The 18,817-nt window shown below is 73.9% G+C and carries 16 protein-coding genes; 14 read left to right on the top strand and 2 right to left on the bottom strand.

The window, feature by feature from the left end; genetic code table 11:
- Positions 1-257: 257 nt before the first annotated feature.
- The 10 genes from VIB11_RS10985 (at position 258) to VIB11_RS11030 (ending at position 11,519) form a co-directional block, all read left to right on the top strand.
- The gene (locus VIB11_RS10985; protein WP_332031178.1) at positions 258-1,463 is read left to right on the top strand and encodes an acetyl-CoA C-acetyltransferase; all 1,206 of its coding nucleotides are present in this window, start codon (positions 258-260) and stop codon (positions 1,461-1,463) included.
- 2 nt (positions 1,464-1,465) lie between these two features.
- Positions 1,466-2,428, top strand: a complete 963-nt coding sequence (gene meaB / locus VIB11_RS10990; protein ID WP_332031180.1) for a methylmalonyl Co-A mutase-associated GTPase MeaB — start codon at positions 1,466-1,468, stop codon at positions 2,426-2,428.
- A 94-nt stretch (positions 2,429-2,522) separates the two neighbouring features.
- Positions 2,523-4,094: a serine/threonine-protein kinase gene (locus VIB11_RS10995; protein WP_332031181.1), complete on the top strand. Its 1,572-nt coding sequence runs from the start codon at positions 2,523-2,525 to the stop codon at positions 4,092-4,094.
- Positions 4,095-4,121: 27 nt separating this feature from the next.
- The gene (locus VIB11_RS11000) at positions 4,122-4,697 is read left to right on the top strand and encodes a GNAT family protein (protein WP_332031183.1); all 576 of its coding nucleotides are present in this window, start codon (positions 4,122-4,124) and stop codon (positions 4,695-4,697) included.
- Positions 4,698-4,745: 48 nt separating this feature from the next.
- Positions 4,746-5,816 carry a GNAT family N-acetyltransferase gene (locus VIB11_RS11005; RefSeq protein ID WP_332031185.1) on the top strand — a complete coding sequence of 357 codons (1,071 nt, stop codon included), beginning with the start codon at positions 4,746-4,748 and terminating at the stop codon, positions 5,814-5,816.
- A gap of 80 nt (positions 5,817-5,896) precedes the next feature.
- A complete protein-coding gene (locus VIB11_RS11010) occupies positions 5,897-6,202 on the top strand; it encodes a thiamine-binding protein (RefSeq protein WP_332031187.1) in 306 nt (101 codons plus the stop codon).
- A gap of 145 nt (positions 6,203-6,347) precedes the next feature.
- Positions 6,348-9,470 carry an FtsX-like permease family protein gene (locus tag VIB11_RS11015; protein ID WP_332031190.1) on the top strand — a complete coding sequence of 1,041 codons (3,123 nt, stop codon included), beginning with the start codon at positions 6,348-6,350 and terminating at the stop codon, positions 9,468-9,470.
- Complete coding sequence (locus VIB11_RS11020) at positions 9,467-10,315, top strand: ABC transporter ATP-binding protein (protein WP_332031192.1); 849 nt, start codon at positions 9,467-9,469, stop codon at positions 10,313-10,315. Before VIB11_RS11015 ends, VIB11_RS11020 begins: the two co-directional genes overlap by 4 nt.
- On the top strand, positions 10,308-10,994 hold the full coding sequence (locus VIB11_RS11025; protein WP_332031194.1) for an ABC transporter ATP-binding protein: 687 nt from the start codon (positions 10,308-10,310) through the stop codon (positions 10,992-10,994). The genes VIB11_RS11020 and VIB11_RS11025 overlap by 8 nt, the downstream gene beginning before the upstream one ends.
- Positions 10,995-11,003: 9 nt before the next feature.
- Positions 11,004-11,519, top strand: coding sequence for a MarR family transcriptional regulator (locus tag VIB11_RS11030; RefSeq protein WP_332031196.1), 516 nt, complete (start codon positions 11,004-11,006; stop codon positions 11,517-11,519).
- 88 nt (positions 11,520-11,607) lie between these two features.
- Here VIB11_RS11030 and VIB11_RS11035 read toward each other — a convergent pair whose 3' ends face one another.
- Positions 11,608-13,194, bottom strand: a complete 1,587-nt coding sequence (locus VIB11_RS11035) for a M1 family metallopeptidase (RefSeq protein WP_332031197.1) — start codon at positions 13,192-13,194, stop codon at positions 11,608-11,610.
- A gap of 245 nt (positions 13,195-13,439) precedes the next feature.
- Between VIB11_RS11035 and VIB11_RS11040 the strand changes: the two genes are divergently transcribed.
- The gene (locus VIB11_RS11040) at positions 13,440-15,200 is read left to right on the top strand and encodes an acyl-CoA mutase large subunit family protein (protein ID WP_332031199.1); all 1,761 of its coding nucleotides are present in this window, start codon (positions 13,440-13,442) and stop codon (positions 15,198-15,200) included.
- A gap of 61 nt (positions 15,201-15,261) precedes the next feature.
- Here the strand turns inward: VIB11_RS11040 and VIB11_RS11045 are convergent, their stop codons facing one another.
- Positions 15,262-15,909 (bottom strand): TetR/AcrR family transcriptional regulator, encoded by a 648-nt coding sequence (locus VIB11_RS11045; RefSeq protein ID WP_332031201.1) that lies wholly within the window; start codon positions 15,907-15,909, stop codon positions 15,262-15,264.
- A 145-nt stretch (positions 15,910-16,054) separates the two neighbouring features.
- On the opposite strand from VIB11_RS11045, the gene VIB11_RS11050 reads away from it, so the two are divergent.
- The 3 genes from VIB11_RS11050 to VIB11_RS11060 all read left to right on the top strand — a co-directional run.
- Positions 16,055-16,876 carry a hypothetical protein gene (locus tag VIB11_RS11050; protein ID WP_332031203.1) on the top strand — a complete coding sequence of 274 codons (822 nt, stop codon included), beginning with the start codon at positions 16,055-16,057 and terminating at the stop codon, positions 16,874-16,876.
- Entirely contained in the window at positions 16,873-17,862 is a 990-nt protein-coding gene (locus tag VIB11_RS11055; RefSeq protein WP_332031205.1) for a hypothetical protein, read from the top strand. Before VIB11_RS11050 ends, VIB11_RS11055 begins: the two co-directional genes overlap by 4 nt.
- Positions 17,863-17,896: 34 nt before the next feature.
- Positions 17,897-18,817 (top strand): tetratricopeptide repeat protein (locus tag VIB11_RS11060; RefSeq protein WP_332031207.1); only part of this gene is annotated, 921 nt, incomplete at its 3' end.

Below are 18,817 nucleotides of genomic sequence, written 5' to 3' on the forward strand. Positions count from 1 at the left end.
GTCAACGACTGCTTCGAGGAAGTGCTGGCCGGCAAGGTGCCCGCCCGCCTGGTGTTCGACCTGACCTGACGCCGACTGCGCCCGCGGTGGCCATCCCCGCAGGGGGTGGCCACCGGTGCGTTCGCCGGCCACCCGGCATACCGGTGTGCTGCCGCAGGGGGACGGCTCGGAGGTGGTGAGGGCCACAACCAACGGCCGATGTGCCACGGCTAGAGTTGCGAGAGGAATCTCGACCAACGGCGCTGGAGGCTCATCCCATGTCTGACCGTCCCACCTCAGTGATCGTCGCGGGCGCACGCACCCCGATGGGTCGCCTGCTCGGCTCGCTCAAGGGCTTCTCCGGCGCCGACCTCGGCGGGTTCGCCATCAAGGGCGCCCTCGAGAAGGCCGGGGTCAGCCCCGACCAGGTCGACTACGTGATCATGGGCCAGGTGCTTCAGGCCGGCGCCGGGCAGATCCCCGCCCGCCAGGCCGCGGTCAAGGCCGGCATCCCGATGAGCGTCCCTGCGCTGACCATCAACAAGGTGTGCCTCTCCGGGATCGACGCCATCGCCATGGCCGACCAGATGATCCGCGCGGGTGAGTACGACATCGTCGTCGCCGGTGGCCAGGAGTCGATGACGAACGCGCCCCACCTGCTCGAGAAGTCCCGTGAGGGCTACAAGTACGGCGACGTGACGGTGCGCGACCACATGGCCCACGACGGTCTCTGGGACGCCTTCACCGACCAGGCGATGGGCGCGCTGACCGAGGGCGCCAACACCGGCGAGCTCGCCTTCACCCGCGAGGAGCAGGACGAGTTCTCGGCACGCAGCCACCAGCTCGCTGCCAAGGCGTGGAAGGACGGCCTGTTCGACGACGAGGTCGTCCCCGTGTCCATCCCGCAGCGCAAGGGCGACCCCGTCGAGTTCAGGAGCGACGAGGGCATCCGGGCCGACACCACGACCGACTCGCTCGGCAAGCTGCGCCCGGCGTTCGCCAAGGACGGCACGATCACCGCCGGCTCGGCCTCCCAGATCTCCGACGGCGCCGCCGCCGTCGTCGTCATGAGCAGGGCGAAGGCTGAGGAGCTCGGCCTGACCTGGCTCGCCGAGATCGGCGCCCACGGCATCGTCGCCGGTCCCGACTCCTGCCTGCAGCAGCAGCCGGCGCGCGCCATCGAGAAGGCCTGCGCGAAGGAGGGCATCAGCCCCGCCGACCTCGACCTCGTCGAGATCAACGAGGCCTTCGCGGCGGTCGGCCTCGCCTCTGCCAAGGAGCTCGGGCTCGACCTCGACAAGGTCAACGTCAACGGCGGTGCGATCGCGCTCGGCCACCCGATCGGCATGTCCGGTGCCCGGATCGCCCTGCACCTCGCGCTCGAGCTGCAGCGCCGCGGCGGCGGCGTCGGCGCGGCCGCCCTCTGTGGTGGCGGCGGCCAGGGCGATGCGCTGATCGTGCGCGTGCCGGCCCGGAACGGCTGACCTTGGCCACTCGCTCCGTCGACGTCCCCTCCCTGGTCGCGTCGGCCAGGGAGGGCTCGCCCCGGGCCGTCGCCCGGCTGATCTCGCTCGTCGAGGACGGCCACCCGGCGCTGCGCGAGGTCATGGCTGCGCTGGCACCGCACAGCGGCACGGCCCACATCGTCGGGATCACCGGCTCGCCCGGCGTCGGCAAGTCCACGACCACGAACGCGCTGGTCGGGGCGTTCCGCGAGCGCGGCCAGCGGGTCGGTGTCCTCGCGGTCGACCCGTCCTCGCCGTTCTCCGGCGGCGCCCTGCTCGGCGACCGGGTCCGCATGCAGGACCACGCCCTCGACCCCGAGGTCTACATCCGCTCGATGGCCTCCCGAGGCCACCTCGGCGGGCTGTCGTGGACCACCCCACAGGCGCTGCGCGTGCTCGACGCCGCCGGCTGCGACGTGGTCCTCGTCGAGACCGTCGGGGTCGGCCAGTCCGAGGTCGAGATCGCCGGCCTCGCCGACACCACACTCGTGCTGCTGGCGCCCGGCATGGGCGACGGCATCCAGGCCGCCAAGGCTGGCATCCTCGAGATCGGCGACGTCTTCGTGGTCAACAAGGCCGACCGCGAGGGCGCCGACGCGACCGTCCGTGACATCCGCCACATGATCTCCCTCGGCGATCGCACCGAGCCCGGCCTGTGGCGCCCCCCGGTCATCAAGACCGTGGCCGCCAAGGGCGAGGGCATCGGAGAGGTCATGGAGGCACTCGACAAGCACGTCGGGTGGATGGAGCACTCCGGCACCCTGCGTGAGCGCCGCGTGCGCCGCGCCGGGGACGAGATCGAGTCCATCGCGCTGCAGCAGCTGCGGGCCCGCATGGGTGACCTGCGCCACGGCAACGGCGTCGACGACCTCGCCGCGGACGTGGTGGACGGCAAGACCGACCCGTATGCCGCGGCCGACCAGGTGGTCTCCGCCCTCGCCTGAGCACGTCCCGGCCGCTGTCCGGACAGCCTCGGGGGTGAACCCCGCCGTCGATTCACCGTAGGGTGGTCGGCGGCCGAGCGACGGAAAGGACTTCATGGACCCGCAGCGAATTGCGGACCGCTACGACGTGGTGCGCGCCATCGGGCGAGGTGGCATGGGCACGGTGTGGCTGTGCCGCGACAGCGTGCTCGGGCGCGACGTCGCCGTCAAGCAGATCGGCGACTTCCCCGGTGAGCCGGCCAACGAGACCCGCCGCGCGATGCGCGAGGCACGCGCCGCCGCGGCCCTGAACCACCCCAACGCGGTCGCCGTCTACGACGTGGTCGACCACGGCGGCCGCCCCTGGCTGGTCATGGAGTACGTGGAGGGGGAGACCCTCGCCGACCGCGTGGCCCGCGAGGGCAGGCTCGAGCCCGCGGCCGTCGCCTCCATCGGCGCACAGCTCGCCTCAGCCCTGACCAGGGCCCACGAGCGCGGCATCATCCACCGCGACATCAAGCCCGGCAACGTCCTCCTCGACCGGCACGGCCGCCCCAAGATCAGCGACTTCGGCATCGCCCGCGGCCACGGCGACGACGCGCTCACCCAGACCGGGTTCGTCACCGGCACCCCCGGCTACCTCTCGCCCGAGCTGGCCCGGGGGGAGGACCCGAGTGCGGCGTCCGACGTCTGGGCGCTGGGCGCGACCCTGTATGCCGCGGTGGAGGGCCGCGCGCCGTACCCCTCCCAGACCAACCCGATCGCGACCCTGCAGGCGATCGCCACCCGGGAGCCCGACCCGATGGAGCACGCCGGGCCCCTCGGGGGCGCCATCGCCGCGATGATGAGCACCGACCGGTCGCAGCGCTGGGACATGGCGACGGCCGCGGAGCGGCTCGGCCGGATCGCCACCGGCGCCTTGACCATGCCTCTCGGGGCTGCTGCCGCCGGCGCGGCTGCCGGCGCCGCCGCGACCGAGCTCCTGCCCACCATGCAGGAGCCGACCCGGGCCATGCCCGCGCCGGGCGCGACCGGCGCCACCGCGGCACACCGCGAGCCCACACCGCCGGCGACCCCTGCCCCCGCCCCGGCGGCTGACGAGGACGACCGCCGGTCGCGCAGGTGGCTCCCCGCGCTCCTGGTGGCCCTGCTCGTCCTCGCGCTGGGCGGGGCCTACGCCTTCAGCCAGATGGGCGGCGAGGGGGGCGGCACCGCGAACCCGCCGCAGACGACGCCCGCCACGACTCCGGCCACCACCAGCGCGGAGCAGTCCCCCACGACGACCAGCGAGCCGACCACCTCGGAGCCGCAGACCTCGACCAGCACCACGAGCGAGCCCGCCCAGGTGTCCGACGAGGACGTCGAGCAGTTCGTCCGCGGCTACTTCAGCGACGTCACCCAGGACAGGGACAAGACCTGGGAGCAGCTGAGCCCCCGGATGCAGGATGACGCGGGGGGCCGCGACGGCTACGAGGAGTTCTGGAGCGGCATCGAGTCCGTCGACGTGCGCAACCTCAAGGGCGACGGCGAAGGGCTCTCGGCGACGGTGACGCTGGTCTACCAGAAGCAGGGCGGCGACCGGAGCACCGAGCGCAAGGAGTACTCGTTCGTGCAGGCCCCGGACGGCAGCCTCCTCATCGACCAGGAACGCAACGCCGGCGGCGGTGGCGGCAGCAACGACGACTGACCGCCCGGGCGGACTAGCCTCGGCCACATGCGTGCGCCGACCGCGACCTTCGCCGACAAGCCCACCCTGGCCGGGGAGCTGGTGCTGCTCCGGCCGTTCGAGGACGGCGACCTCCCGGCCATGGCCGCGGCCATCGCGGACCCCGAGGTGGGCCGCCTGACCGGGAGCGTGCACAGCACGGCGGTGCTCGGCCAGCCGCACGACCCGGAGGTGCTGCGCCGCTGGTACTCCACCCGGAACGAGCAGGACGACCGCCTCGACCTCGCCGTCGTCGACCGTCGCACGGGGGAGTGCGTCGGTGAGGTGGTGCTCAACGAGTGGGAGCCGGAGAACCTCGCCTGCAACTTCCGCATCCTCCTCGGCCCCGCCGGGCGCGGCCGTGGGCTCGGCACCGAGGCGACCCGGCTCGTGGTCGACCACGCGCACGACGCGCTTGGGTTGCACCGCGTGGGCCTCGAGGTCTACGCCTTCAACCCACGGGCCCGGCGCGCCTACGAGAAGGCGGGATTCGTCGTCGAGGGGGTGCGGCGCGACGCCCTGCGCTTCGACGGGGCGTTCGTCGACGCCGTGGTGATGAGCCGGCTCTCCACCGACCCCCGCTGACCCGAAAACCCGTTGAGGCGCGCCCGCTCCGCGCCCGACACTCGTCCCATGAGCGCCACCACCACCCGCCACGACGCGAGCACCGCCGCGGGCGCACCTGTCGCGACCGTGACCGTGCGGCCGCTGGCCGTCGACGACGACGCCGAGCTGGCCGCGGTCCACGCCGCCCTGACGGCGTCCAGCCGGCACGAGCGCCCGTGGGCCAAGGTCTGGTCGCTGCGCGAGCTGACCGTGCAGCTGCGCACCCCGAGCACCCTGGAGCGCCTCGAGGCGTTCGTCGCGGAGGTGGACGGCCTGGTGGCCGGAGCCTCGCTGGTGTGGTTCCCGCTGCTCGACAACACCGCTTTCACCTGGGCCGAGCTCGACGTCGACCCGGCGCTGCGCGGCCGGGGCGCCGGCAGCGCCCTGCTGGCGCGGGTCGTCGAGCGCACCCGCGAGGAGGGGCGTGCCACCGTGCTGTTCGAGACCCACGTGCCGGACGGCGAACGCGAGACGCACGGTCACGTCCGGTTCCTGCAGCGGCACGGCTTCACCCACGCCAACACCGAGATCCGCCGCATCCTCGACCTGCCGCTCGACCCGGCGCAGCTCGCCGAGCTCGCGTCGGGGGCGGCCCCCCACCACGAGGGCTACCGCGTGGAGTCGCACCCGGGCGGCCTGCCGGAACACCTGCGGGCGTCCTACTGCGACTGCTGGAACCAGCTCGCCGTCGACGCCCCGACCGGCGAGATCGACTTCGAGGCCGAGTCGCTGACGCCGCAGACCTACGCCGAGGAGCTCGACCGGCTCCGGGCGCAGGGTCGGACCATGCTCCACACCGTCGCGGTCGCGCCCACGGGCGAGGTGGTCGCCTACAACGACCTCGTCGTCTCCGCCGACGACCCCGACGACGTCATGCAGTGGGGCACCCTCGTGCGCCGCGAGCACCGCGGCCACCGGCTCGGGATGGCGGTCAAGGTCCGCGGGCTGCAGGAGCTGGCGCGGCTGGCCCCGGAGGCGCGCCGGGTGCAGACCTGCAACGCCGAGCAGAACGCCCACATGGTCGGCGTCAACGTCGCCCTCGGCTTTCGCAAGGTCGAGGCCCTGATGGCCTTCCAGCGCCACTTGGCGCAGGGGTAGCCCGGCGGCAGCGCCGCGGCGACGTCGCCGACGGCCGGGGCCGGCGCAGGGCGGTCGGCGTCGCGGCATACGGTGTGGGCATGCTCGTCGCCTTCTCCGTCGCCCCGTCCGCCGCCGACGCCACCGGATCGGTCAGTGAGGCCGTCGCCGCCGCCGTGCGCGTGGTGCGGGACTCCGGGCTGCCCAACCGGACCGACTCGATGTTCACCACGATCGAGGGGGAGTGGGACGAGTGCATGGCCGTGGTGAAGCAGGCCGTCGAGGCGGTCGCAGCCCACGGCCCGCGGGTCTCGCTGGTGCTCAAGGCCGACATCCGGCCGGGCCACGAGGGGCAGCTGACCGCGAAGGTCGAGCGCCTCGAGGCCGCCCTCGACCAGAGGCCCTGAGGCGCGGCACCCCTGCCGCGCAGCGCCACCCGGCGCCTCTGCCGCGCAGCGCTGCCCGGCGATCGTTGCCCGAACGTGCTCTGCCATCGGCGGCCCTCGGGTTAGGGTGCGAATGCTCGAGGGGGCCGACCGGAAGGACAACTGCATGTGGGCTGCCATCCGGTACCGCCGGGCGCAGGCCGCCGTGCTCGTCCTCCTCGCCGCGCTGATCACCGCGTGCGCCGCGTTCGCTCCCCTCTATGAGCGCGGGCTCGAGCAGGCGCTGGTCCGCACCGTCATCGACGAGGCCGCACCGGCCGACACCGCGCTGACGGTCCGCTCCGGTCGCAGCGCGACCAACCCCGAGCTCGTCAGCGCCGGCCTGGAGCCGAACGTGCCCGCGGCGCTGCGCGCCCTGCACGAGCCGGGGATCGGCATGGTGCACGGCGCCATGGCCGTGGTCCCGCGGGCCGGGCTCGCTCCCTCTCCGGGCGAGATCATGGCCAGGACGGGCGCCTGCGAGCACCTGCGCATCACGACGGGGCGGTGCCCGGGTGAGGCGGGCGAGGTCCTCGTCTCCGCGAAGGACCTCGCCGCCTGGTCCTGGCGCGCCGGTCAGAGCTTCGACACCCCCGTGGTGGGGGCGCCCGACGGTTCCGCCCCGGTCCGTCTGACGGTCGTCGGGGCCTACGAGGTCCTCCCGGACGAGGGCTACTGGATGCGCACCCAGGTCGACGGCAAGTCCGGCACCACGGTGAGCAGGGGCCTGGACATCGTGCCGGCGCTCGACACCTGGGTGACCCCCGAGGCGACCTTCACCAACGCGTGGCCACAGGCGCAGGTCAGCATGACCTACCCGCTGCGCCGCAACCTCGTCACTGTCGACACCCTCGCCGAGGTGTCCGCTGCGCTGAGCGCGCCCAGCACGCGCCCGGCGGGTCAGGGGGTGAACGGCGCCCTCGTCGAGAGCCCCCTGCCGACGCTGGTGGAGCAGGTCCGCAACGGGCAGGGGCAGGTCAGGGTCATCGTGCCGCTGCTCATGGCGCAGCTCGGCCTCCTCGCCGCCGCCATCCTGCTGCTCGTGGCGCAGGCCGCGGTCGAGCAGCGCCGCCCCGAGCTCGCCCTCGCCCGCCTGCGCGGGCGCAGCCGCGACGCGGCCGGTCGCCTCGTCATGGGTGAGCTCGGCCTCACCGTCGCGCTGGGCCTGCCGCTCGGGCTGGCGCTCGCGGTCGCGATGTCGGAGCTCGCCCGTCGCGCCGTGCTGCCCGCGGGCGTGCCGTTCGAGGTCCCGGCCCTGACGGTCGTCGCGGTCGCCGCGGCGGCGGCGGTCTGCGTCCTGGCGATCTGGGTGGCCGCACGCCCGGTCCGGCGACAGAGCGTCTCGGCCCTGCTCCGGCGGGTGGCTCCCGCCGAGCGGCGGGGTGTCGGAGTCGTCGACCTCCTGGTGGTGGCCCTGGCGGTGTTCGGGCTCATCGGGCTCGCCACCGGCACCCTCGACGGTCCGCTCGCCCTGGCCACGCCGACGCTCATCGCCCTCGCTGCGGGGCTGCTGGCCTCGCGCCTGGCGGTGCTGCTGGCGGGCGCGAGCGGGCGGGCCGCCCTGTCCCGAGGTCGGGTCGGCCCGGCGCTGACCGCGTTCGGGGTCGAGCGCCGGCCGGCGATGCGCAACATCGTCACCGTCGTCAGCGTCGCGACCGCACTCACCGTGTTCGCCACCAACGCCCTCGTCGTCGCCGACCGCAACCGCGCCGCCCGCGCGGAGCTCGAGACCGGCGCGCCGGCGGTCATGCTCACCGACAGCCGCAACCCCGGCCAGCTCCTCGACACCGTGCGCGCCATCGACCCCGCCGGCGAACGCGCCACGCCCGTCGCGGTCGTGCGCCCCCGCGACCGCGAGGCGACGGCCACCATGGCGGTCGATCCGGCCGGCTTCGGCCGTGTGGCGTACTCCCCAGCAGGTGGGAGTCTGCGCCTGCGGGCCCTGCAGCCCCCGGCGGTCGAGCCGGTGCAGATGGAGGGCACGTCGGTGACCGGCCGGCTGGCGTGGGACCTGACCCTGGCGGGCGAGCGGACGCCGAGCGCCGCCGCGCCCGGCCAGTCCGGGCAGCCCACCACCGGGAACGCCGGGCTGCCGCCCGCCGCGGCGTCCGAGCTGAGGCTCTCGGTGACCATGCCCGATGGTCAGCGCCTGACGAGGACGCTCGCCGCCGTCCCCCTCGCGGGCAAGGGTGAGGTGGACCTGTCGGCTCCGCTGCTCTGCCCCCAGGGCTGCCGCCTGGACGCGTTGGAGTTCCGCAAGGTCGACGACTTCACCCCCGAGGTGCGCGGCACGCTCACCCTCGTCGGGCTGGGCGTCGACGGCCGGCCCCTCGGGCTCAGCGACCCCTCACACTGGCTGCCGTTCGCGCCGCCCACGCCCGAGTCCACCGACGTGCTCCGGGTGGTGTCGCCGGCGCCGGCCGACACGCTGGCGCTCGACGTCGTCAACTCGGGCTTCGTGGGCCGGCTCGCCCACGCCGACGTCCCCGCCACGCTGCCGGGCGTCCTCGCGGGGGACGTCCCGCCCGGCGGCACGGCCCAGTCGTTCCCGGCCGTCGGCGTCAACGGCGGCCAGGTCGCGGTGCGGGCCACGCAGCGGGTCGAGGCGTTGCCCCAGCTCGGCGGCAAGGGTGTCCTGGTCGACTTCGAGACGCTCGCCAGGCTCGGGGGCACCCTGCCCGACGGCGCCACGATGTCGGTGTGGCTCGCCGACGACTCGCCGGCGCTCGCCGACACGGTGGCGAAGGGGCTGGCCGGGGCGGGGATCGGGGTGCTGAGCCGGCACACCGCTGCCGAGGCGCAGGCCCGGTTCGACGAGTCCGCCGCGGGCTGGGGCCTGCGGCTGGCGGGGTTCACCGGCGCGATGGCCGTGCTGCTCGCGGCGCTGGTCCTCGTCGTCATGACCGTCACGGGCTGGCGCGTCGTCACCCGGGACATGGCCGCCCTGCACCTCGCGGGCGTCCCGCTGGGCACGCTGCGGCGCGCCCTGGTCCGCGAGCAGGTGCTGCTGGTGCTCGTCGGGTCCGCTGTCGGTGCGGCCTGCGGGGTGGTGACCGCGCTGGTCGCCATGCCGCTGGTTCCCCTCTTCGACAGCCCAGCCGCGCTGCCGCGGCTCCAGCTCGCGCCGTCGCTGCCCGCGGTCGCCCTCGCGGCGGCGGCCGCCGGGGCGGTGCTCGCCCTCGTCGGTGCCGCCGTCGCGGTGGCGGCCGGGCGGGCGATCGCGCTCAACCGGGTGAGGGAGTCCCTGTGAGCGCCGGCGGCCTGGTCGTGAGCACCCGCGGCCTGGTGCACATCTACCGCGCGGAGGGCCACGACGTCGCCGCGCTCTCGGGTGTCGACCTCGTCGTCGGGTCGGGCGAGATGGTGGGCCTGCTCGGGCCCTCAGGGGCAGGCAAGTCCACCCTCCTGACGCTGTTCGGGGGCCTGATGCGCCCGAGCGCCGGCCGGGTGCAGGTCGGCGACCACGAGCTGTCGACGATGACGGAGGCGGAGCTCGACGCCTTCCGCGCTGCAGAGGTCGGCCTCGTCCTGCAGGGCGCCTCGCGCAACCTGTTGCCCTACCTCACCCCGCACCAGAACGTCGAGTTCGCCCAGCACACGGCACGCCGGGCTGGGCGCGACGTGCCGCCTGCGCGCGAGGTGCTCGACCTCGTCGGGCTGGGCGACCGGGGTCGGCGACCGCTGGCGTCGCTGGCCCCCGGGCAGCTGCAGCTCGCGGCGCTCGCGGTGGCTCTGGCCAGCCGCCCGGGCCTGCTCCTCGGCGACGAGCCGACGAGCCAGCTGCACCACACCTCGCGCGACACGGTGCTGGCGGCTCTGGCGCGGGTGAACGAGGAGTGGGGCACCACCATCGTCGTGGTCACCCACGACCCCGAGGTGGCGGCGCGGCTGCCGCGCACGGTCACGATCCGCGACGGCCGCGTCGGTGGCGAGGGCCGGGCGGGGGAGGAGTATGCCGTGGTGGCGGCGGACGGTTCGCTGCCGCTCCCACCCGCCGCGGTGGGGGCCTTCCCTCCCGGGGCGCTGGTCCGGGTGCACGAGGTCGACGGCGTGTGGACCCTCAAGTCGGAGAACGGAGATGCGAGCCGTGGATGAGCTCGACCTGGCGGCCCAGGACGTCCCGCCACTGGCACTCGCCGGCGTCACCGTGCGCTACGGCGACGAGGTCGCCGTCGACGCCGTGGGGCTCACGGCCTACGCCGGAGAGCTGATCGCGGTCACCGGTCACAGCGGCGCCGGCAAGTCGTCGCTGCTGTGGGCCGTCGCCGGTGCCGTGGCCGCGGAGGGCTCCGTCACCCTCGGTGAGGACGTCGTCAGCGACCGGACCGGGGCGGTGGCGCTGGGCATCGAGGTGATCCCGCAGGGCAGCGCGCTGGCTGTGCTGCTCTCGGCCCGCGAGAACGTCGCCCTGCCGCTGCTCGCCCGCGGCGTCCGCCCGGACGAGGCCCGGCGGCGGGCTGACGCGGCCCTCGCCGCGGTGGGGCTCGAGGAGTCGGCGACCCACCTCGCGGAGGAGCTCAGCGGCGGCCAGCAGCAGCGGGTGGCGGTCGCCCGCGGGCTGGCGCTGCGGGGCAGGGTGCTGCTCGCCGACGAGCCGACCTCCGAGCTGGACCACGACAACCGCGAGCTGGTGCTGGGCCTGCTGCGCCGGGAGGCCGAGCGCGGTGCCATCGTCCTCATGGCCACCCACGACCCCGAGGCGGCGGAGCGCGCCGACGGCGAGGTCCGGCTCGACGATGGACAGCTCGAGGCCGTGCGGCTGCCGCGCGGCTAGCCTGAGCCGGTGCCGAAGCCGATCCGCCTGCCGTTCGACCCCATCACCCGGGCCGCCCAGCTGTGGACCCAGCGGTGGGGGCGGAGCAGCCAGCCGCTCGCGATGGCCAGCGCGACCTCGATCATGCGGGTGCAGCAGCTGCTCATCACCGACTTCGACACGCTCGTCGCGCGCCACGGCCTGACCTTCGCGCGCTACGAGGCGCTCGTCCTGCTCGCCTTCAGCCGCGAGGGCCGGCTCAGCATGGGCAAGATCGGTCAGCGGCTGATGGTGCACCCGACCAGCGCGACCAACATCGTCCAGCGGCTGGCCGCCCAGGGCTTCGTGGAGCGGGTGCCGAACCCGCAGGACGGCCGGGGCACCCTGGCGGTCATCACCCCCGCCGGCAAGGACGCCATGGAGGCGGCGACCGCGGACCTGGTGGAGGCGCGCTTCGGCCTCGGGATGCTCAGCGCCAGCGAGCACGAGCAGCTGTTCGAGCTGCTGCGCAAGGTGCGGATCGGCGCGCACGACTTCGCCGGCTGAGACGGGGGCGTCGTCGCGCCGGGCAGCCTCCGGGCAGAGGTATGCCGCGGGGCCGGCCCCGCGGCATACCTCGTGTGGCAGGTGGCGGCTAGCGCCCGCGCTGTGCCAGCGCGACCCGCTGCCGGAGGCCGCCGAGCCAGTCCGCGGCCACGGGCGAGGTGGTGCCCCCACGGACGGCCGTGGCGCCGCCGGCGGCCTTCGCCGACGCGACCGTCGAGCCGAGGGAGCCGGGCTTGCCCGCGGTGTGGAGCCAGGCGTCGAACACCGCGTCGAGGTCCTGCCCCGAGATCCGCTCGGCGAGGCGGAGCAGCTGCTCGGTGGTGCCGGTGCCGCCACCGCGGTTCTCCGTCCAGGCGTGCAGGATCTGCCAGAAGTGCTCGTCGCCGACGGCCTCCCGCAGGGCGTGCACCGCCAGGGCGCCGCGGACGTACACCGGCTCGTCGAACAGGTGGTCCGTGCCCGGGTCCCCGATCACCAGGTCCCAGAACGGGTCATCGGCCGGGATGGCGTCGAAGATCTCGTGCGCCAGCTCTGCCGCCCCGATCTCGTCCCGGTGCTCGAGCCAGAGCCACTCGGCGTAGGTCGAGAAGCCCTCGTTGAGCCAGATGTCCCGCCAGGTGTGCAGGGCGACGTGGTCGCCGAACCACTGGTGGGCCAGCTCGTGGACCACGACGCCGTCGCCGTAGTCCGGCCAGAAGTACTTCGAGTAGACCGGACGGGTCTGCGTCTCCAGGGCGAAGTAGAGGTCGGGCTGGTCGTCGACGATGGCACCGACCGTCGAGAACGGGTACGGCCCGAACGCCTCCGCGAGGACTTCGAGCATCTCGCCCTGGTGGTCGAGGGAGGCGTTGATGGCGGGGCCGAGCACCGGGTCGGCGACCAGGTCGGGGTCGACGGCGTCGTAGACCGGCAGGCCGGCGGCGGTGGTCCACTCCCGGACGTCCCACTCGCCGATGTCGATCGTCGCGAGGTAGGGGGCCATCGGCTCCGTCGCCCGCCAGGTGTAGGTCGTCCGGCCCTGTGCCGAGCGCTGTGACACCAGCGTTCCGTTCGCGACCACTCCATGGCCGTCGGGGACCGACACGACGAAGGTGTAGGCCGCCTTGTCCCGGGGGTGGTCGTTGACCGGGAACCACGACGCGGCGACCTCGGGCTGCCCGGCCACGGTGACCCCGTCATCGGTGGGCATGAACCCGGTCCGGAGGTCGATGCCGGGAAGGACGAACTCGACGGGCGTGCCGGAGTAGACCACCGTGGTCTCGAAGGCGTGCCCCTCCCTCAGGCCGTGCTTCGGCGTGACCTTCAGCTCCTGCCCGCTGCGGCTCCACCTCGCGTCGTGGCCGTCGACCTCGATGTCCTCGACGGTGAGGCCGACGAGGTCGAGGTTGAAGCGGCTGAGGTTCTCGGTGGCCTCGGCCTCGATGGTCGTCACCGCCTCGATGCGGTTGCCGTCGGGCTCGTAGCGCAGGGCGATGCGGTACCGGCTCACGTCGTACCCCCCGTTGCCGTAGCCGGGGTAGTAGGGATCGCCGATCCCCGCGGCCCCGGGCTCGAAGTCGGACGGGTCGGCTGTGGCGGTGCCGGCCATGGTCGCCAGTGCGGCGGCCAGGGCTGTGACCGCCACGGCGCGGGCGCGGGCGCGGGTGCGCGGGCGGTGTCGGGTGTCCCGGCTCATGTGACTGCTCCTCCCTGGTGCCGGGCGGCACCCCTGGGCCCCTCGTGGCCTCGTGGCCCCTCGCCATGGCCCGGCACCTCCCCACGCTAGGCGCCGGGGGAGAGCCGTGCCTCGGCCCGTCGGCCTACGTTTGGGGCCGTTTGGGCACGGAAGACCGCGTAGGACCGCCGGCCGGGCCGGCGTCCCGATCCCCCACGGAAGGGTCGGCGTGACATGTACTAGGACGTCCTAGTAAATTCGGTGGCATGGCTCACACCCCCTCGCCCGAGATGTCCGGTGCCGCCCGCTGGCAGGCCCGCTACGACGCCGCCCAGGCCAAGGGCCAGGTGCGCGACGCCGACTTCACCACCCTGTCGGGGATGGAGGTCGACCCGGTCTACGGCCCGGCCGACGGCGGCGACGCCCCGGAGTCGATCGGCTGGCCGGGGGAGTACCCGTTCACCCGCGGCCTGTACCCGACCGGCTACCGCGGTCGCACCTGGACCATCCGGCAGTTCGCCGGCTTCGGCAACGCGGTGCAGACCAACGAGCGCTACAAGATGATCCTCGCCCGCGGCGGTGGGGGTCTCTCCGTCGCCTTCGACATGCCGACCCTCATGGGCCGCGACTCCGACGACCCGCTCAGCCTCGGCGAGGTCGGCCACTGCGGGGTGGCGATCGACTCCGCCGCCGACATGGACGTGCTCTTCAAGGACATCCCCCTCGGCGACGTCACGACGTCCATGACCATCAGCGGCCCCGCCGTCCCCGTCTTCTGCATGTACCTCGTGGCCGCCGAGCGGCAGGGTGTCGACCTCGGCGTGCTCAACGGCACGCTGCAGACCGACATCTTCAAGGAGTACATCGCCCAGAAGGAATGGCTCTTCGAGCCCCAGCCGCACCTGCGGCTGATCGGCGACCTCATGGAGTACTGCGCCGAGAACATCCCGGCCTACAAGCCGTTGTCGGTGTCCGGCTACCACATCCGCGAGGCCGGCTCGACGGCCGCGCAGGAGCTGGCGTACACCCTCGCCGACGGCTTCGGCTACGTCGAGCTGGGCCTGTCCCGCGGGCTCGACATCGACACGTTCGCCCCGGGCCTGTCGTTCTTCTTCGACAGCCACGTGGACTTCTTCGAGGAGATCGCCAAGTTCCGGGCGGCCCGGCGCATCTGGGCCCGCTGGATGCGGGACGTCTACGGGGCCACGACCGAGAAGGCGCAGTGGCTGCGGTTCCACACCCAGACCGCCGGCGTCTCGCTCACCGCGCAGCAGCCGTACAACAACGTCGTGCGCACCGCGGTGGAGGCCCTCGCGGCCGTCCTCGGCGGCACCAACAGCCTGCACACGAACGCCCTCGACGAGACCCTGGCGCTCCCCAGCGAGCAGGCCGCCGAGATCGCCCTGCGCACGCAGCAGGTGATCATGGAGGAGACCGGCGTGGTCAACGTCGCCGACCCGCTCGGCGGCAGCTGGTACGTCGAGGCGCTCACCGACAAGATCGAGGCGGAGGCGTCGGCGATCTTCGACCGCATCCTGGCCCTGGGTGGCAGCGACCTGACGAGCAGGGACACCGACGGGCTCGCCCGGCTGGTCCGCGACAACACCGGCCAGCGCGACGGCGGCAACTGGCCCATGACCAAGGGCATCCTGCGCGGCATCGAGGAGGGCTGGTTCATGTCCGAGATCGCCGAGGCCGCCTTCCAGTACCAGGTGGCCCTCGAGAAGGGCGACAAGAAGGTCGTGGGCGTCAACTGCCACACCGAGTCGGTCAGCCACGAGCTGGAGATCCTGCGGGTCAGCCACGAGGTCGAGCGCGAGCAGGTCGCCACCCTGGGCCAGCGCAGGACCGGACGCGACGAGGCCGCCGTCCAGGCCGCCGTGCAGCACATGGTCGAGGTCTCGCGGACCCACGACAACATGGTCCCCGCGATGCTCGATGCCGTGCGGGCCGAGGCCACCCTGGGCGAGATCTGCGACGCCCTGCGCGACGAGTGGGGCGTCTACCGCGAGCCGGCCCGGTTCTGACGGCCGGTGTCCGGGAAGTGCGCCGGGCCCCGCTCGCCACGCCGCCCGCCCGCCGCGACGGTCACGTGGTGAGCGGGTTGGTGGCCTTGCGCCTGGCCAGGAGCAGGCGGGCGTAGGCCACGTCCGCCAGCAGCTCGATCAGCCCGTCGACGAAGGTGTCGTCCGGGCCGCCGGTGGCGAGCGAGCGGTGCAGCACCGCACCGACGACCACGTCGGCGAGCAGGTCGACGTCGGCCATCTCCGGGCGGATCTCCCCGCGGGAGATGGCGCGCTCGACCGACGTCGCGACGAGGGCGCGCAGCCTGGTCGACAGCGAGGCCCGCACTGCGGCCCCGACCCCTTCGGGGTCGCGGGCCGACTCGGCCAGCAGCGCGGCATACGCACCGCCCGTCGACGGGTCGCGCAGCAGCCGGGCCGCCTGCTCGATGCCTGAGCGCATGTCGGCGGCGAGCGAGCCCTTGTCCGTGGTGTCGACGGTGTCGAAGGTCACGGCCACGGCGTGCACGGCGAGCTCGACCTTCGACGGCCAGCGTCGGTAGAGCGTGCTCTTGGCCACTCCGGCCCGCGCCGCGACGGTCTCCATGGACATCCGTGAGAGGCCTTTCTCGGCCAGCACCTGACGGGCGGCGAGGGTGATCGCCTGCTCGGTGGCCTCCTCACGGGGCCGGCCGGGGCCGCGTCTCGCGCCCTCCGTCGCAGATGAGGTCATCCCGCCGATCATGCCACCACCCACAGGCAAACGGCGGCAGGGATTTGGCCGGTCGCCCGGAGTGGGTCATCGTGGAGTGCTGTGCCGGTGGCCGCGCCCTGGGCCGCCGGTTGTCTCGTGTAGAGGAAGCAAAGCAGTGTCATCAGTGTCCAAGCGAGTCGCGCTGGGCCTCCTGACCCTCGTGGGCCTCGTGCTGACCGGTGCCGGTCTGTGGTTCTCCAGCCACCTCGGGTCCGAGGGCAGCGCGACCTTCACCGCCCGCCCGGGTGCCGGTCGGCTCGTCGTGCTCGAGCCCTCGGTGCTCAACCGCGTCGACAGCAGCGTCACCATCACGGCCAAGGCCGAGCCCGGCACCGAGGTCTGGATGGGCCGCGCCGCACCCTCGGACGCGCGAGCCCTGGTGGGCGAGGCCGCACGCCAGTCCGTCACGGGTGTCTCCCTCACGGACTGGGCCCTGCGCACGACGTCGTCGGGTGACGGCCAGGCGGCCGTGCTCGGCCAGGCCGACGTGTGGCGCCAGGCCACCGCCGGCAAGGGCGGCGCGACCCTGACCGTCAGCCAGGCCGACGCCCCCGAGACCGTGGTCATCGGCAGCGCCTCGGGCCGTCCCGTCGAGCTCACCTCCCTCGAGGTGACCTGGCAGCGGAACGCGTGGGCGCTGCAGTCCCTGGCACTCATCATCGGCGGCCTCCTGCTGGCCGCAGTCGGGGTGGCGGGTCTGTGGCTGCCGCGACGGCGCCATCGGTCCGGCCCCTCGGGCCGGCGCGCGCGGCGAGTGTCGCCGGCGGGGTCCAGCGCGAACACGCCCGGCGCCACCCGTGAGGGCCCGGTTGCCCGGCACCCGGCAGTCGGTGGCGACCAGCGCCAGGACACCGTCGTGCTTCCCGGCGCTGCCCGGAGCACGCGGGAGGACACCGTGGTTCTGCCCCACAGCACGACGACCGACGACAAGGAGGAGCGAGCATGACGACCACGACGATGCGGCTGGCAGCGGCCGGAGTCGCCGCCCTCGCCCTCACCGGGTGTGGCGCCGGCTCGGCAATGGTCGGCGTCCACGACGCCCCGTCCGAGACCACCACGACCGCCCCGGTGGCGTCCGAGGCCGCAACGAAGGTCGCGGCCCGCGTGCTCGCCGATGCCGCGCGTGCCCGCGCGGCGACCGGCGCGGAGGCCAAGGAGCTGCGCGCGAAGGCCCTCACCGGCGGCGCGCTCACGGTCTCGAGTGCGGACAGCCGGCTGGCCAAGGCAGGGTCGCCGACGCCGGAGCCGGTGACCAAGCCGGAGGCCCCCAAGGTGCTCGCCATCTCACGCGGGTCATCCTTCCCGCGCGTCATGCTCGTCCAGAGCACCCGCGAGGACGGCGCCGCCGTGCTCAACCTGCTGGTCTCCGAGGCGGCCACCGCGCCGTTCAAGCTGGCGGCCAGCGCCCCGATGCAGCCGGGCACGAGTGTCGCGGCCCTCCACGCGCTCGACGCCGGGTCGCCTCTCAACCCGGACGGCAAGGGCCTCCCCGTGTCGCCGGAGGCGCTGCTGACGGAGTACGCCGCCAGCCTGAGCTACCCGAAGCCTGCGGCCCCCTCGCACGTGCAGGCCGGCGACCGGTTCGCAGAACAGGTCCGCGCCAACGCCAAGAGCCAGGGCAGGTCCCTGGACAAGCTGGCGACCCTGACGCAGAAGCACGCCCCGCGGCCGAAGGACACGATGGCCATCGCGCTCAAGGACGGCGGCGCCGTGGTCTTCGGCCTCATGGAGCGGGTCGACACCATCACGCTGAAGCCGTCGGGCAAGTCGCTGACCCCCAACGCGGACTTCCAGCGCCTCATCGGCAGGAAGACCCTGACCGAGCGGGCCGAGATGCGGACCTTCGAGACCGTGGTCTTCACCGTCCCGAAGGAGGGCAAGGCCTCGCTGGTCGCCGTCGACGAGGCCCTGGTGTCGGCCAAGGGTGAGTGACCGCGCAGCCCAGCGGTGAGGCAGAATCGCGGCTATGACTGACCAGCCGTTCAACGCCAGTGCCCTGCGTGGTGCCGTCGACCTCTCCGGTCTCCAGTCCCAGGCCGGCTCGAGCCCGCGGGGCGCCGCGCCGTCGGGATCTGCCCCCGCCGGGGGCGCACCAGCCGGAGCGGCGGGCGGGCAGGGCACCGCGGGCGGGCAGGGCGTGCCCGGCCGCGCCGGTCTCGTCGTGGAGGGCACCGACGCCAACTTCTCCGAGGTCCTCAACGCCTCCGTCAGCGTCCCGGCTGTGCTCGTCCTCTGGTCGGCCCGGCTGCCCGAGTCGGCGTCCTACCTCGACACGGTGGTCGCGGTCGCCGGCGCCTACGAGGGCCGCTTCCAGGTCGTCTCGGTCGACGTCGACGAGAACCCCGGCCTGCTGCGTGCCTTCCAGATCCAGTCCGTGCCGGTGACCATCGGTCTCGTGCAGGGCCAGCCGGTGCCGCTGTTCGCCGGCATCCAGGGCGAGCAGGAGATCCGCCCGGTCATCGACGAGCTCCTCAAGGTCGCCGTGCAGCACGGCGTGGCCGGTCGCGTCGACGTCGGCGCCGACGAGGCCGGCGGTTCCGAGGCCGAGGAGCCTCCGCTGCCGCCGCTGCACCAGGAGGCCTACGACGCGATCGAGCGCGGTGACCTCGACGCGGCGGCCGCGGCCTTCGGCAGGGCTCTGCAGGAGAACCCCGCAGACTCCGACGCCGAGCTCGGCCTGGCCCAGGTGGGGCTCATGCAGCGCACCGCTGGTGCCGATCTCCAGCAGGCCCGCGCCGCGGCGGCGGCGGCCCCCACCGACATCGACGCGCAGACCCTGGTCGCCGACCTCGACCTCCTCGGGGGCCACGTCGAGGACGCCTTCCTCCGCCTGATCGACCTCGTCCGCGTGACGAGCGGCGAGGACCGCGAGCGTGTCCGAACGCAC

Source organism: Pedococcus sp. (assembly GCF_036554925.1).
Classification (GTDB): domain Bacteria; phylum Actinomycetota; class Actinomycetes; order Actinomycetales; family Dermatophilaceae; genus Pedococcus_A.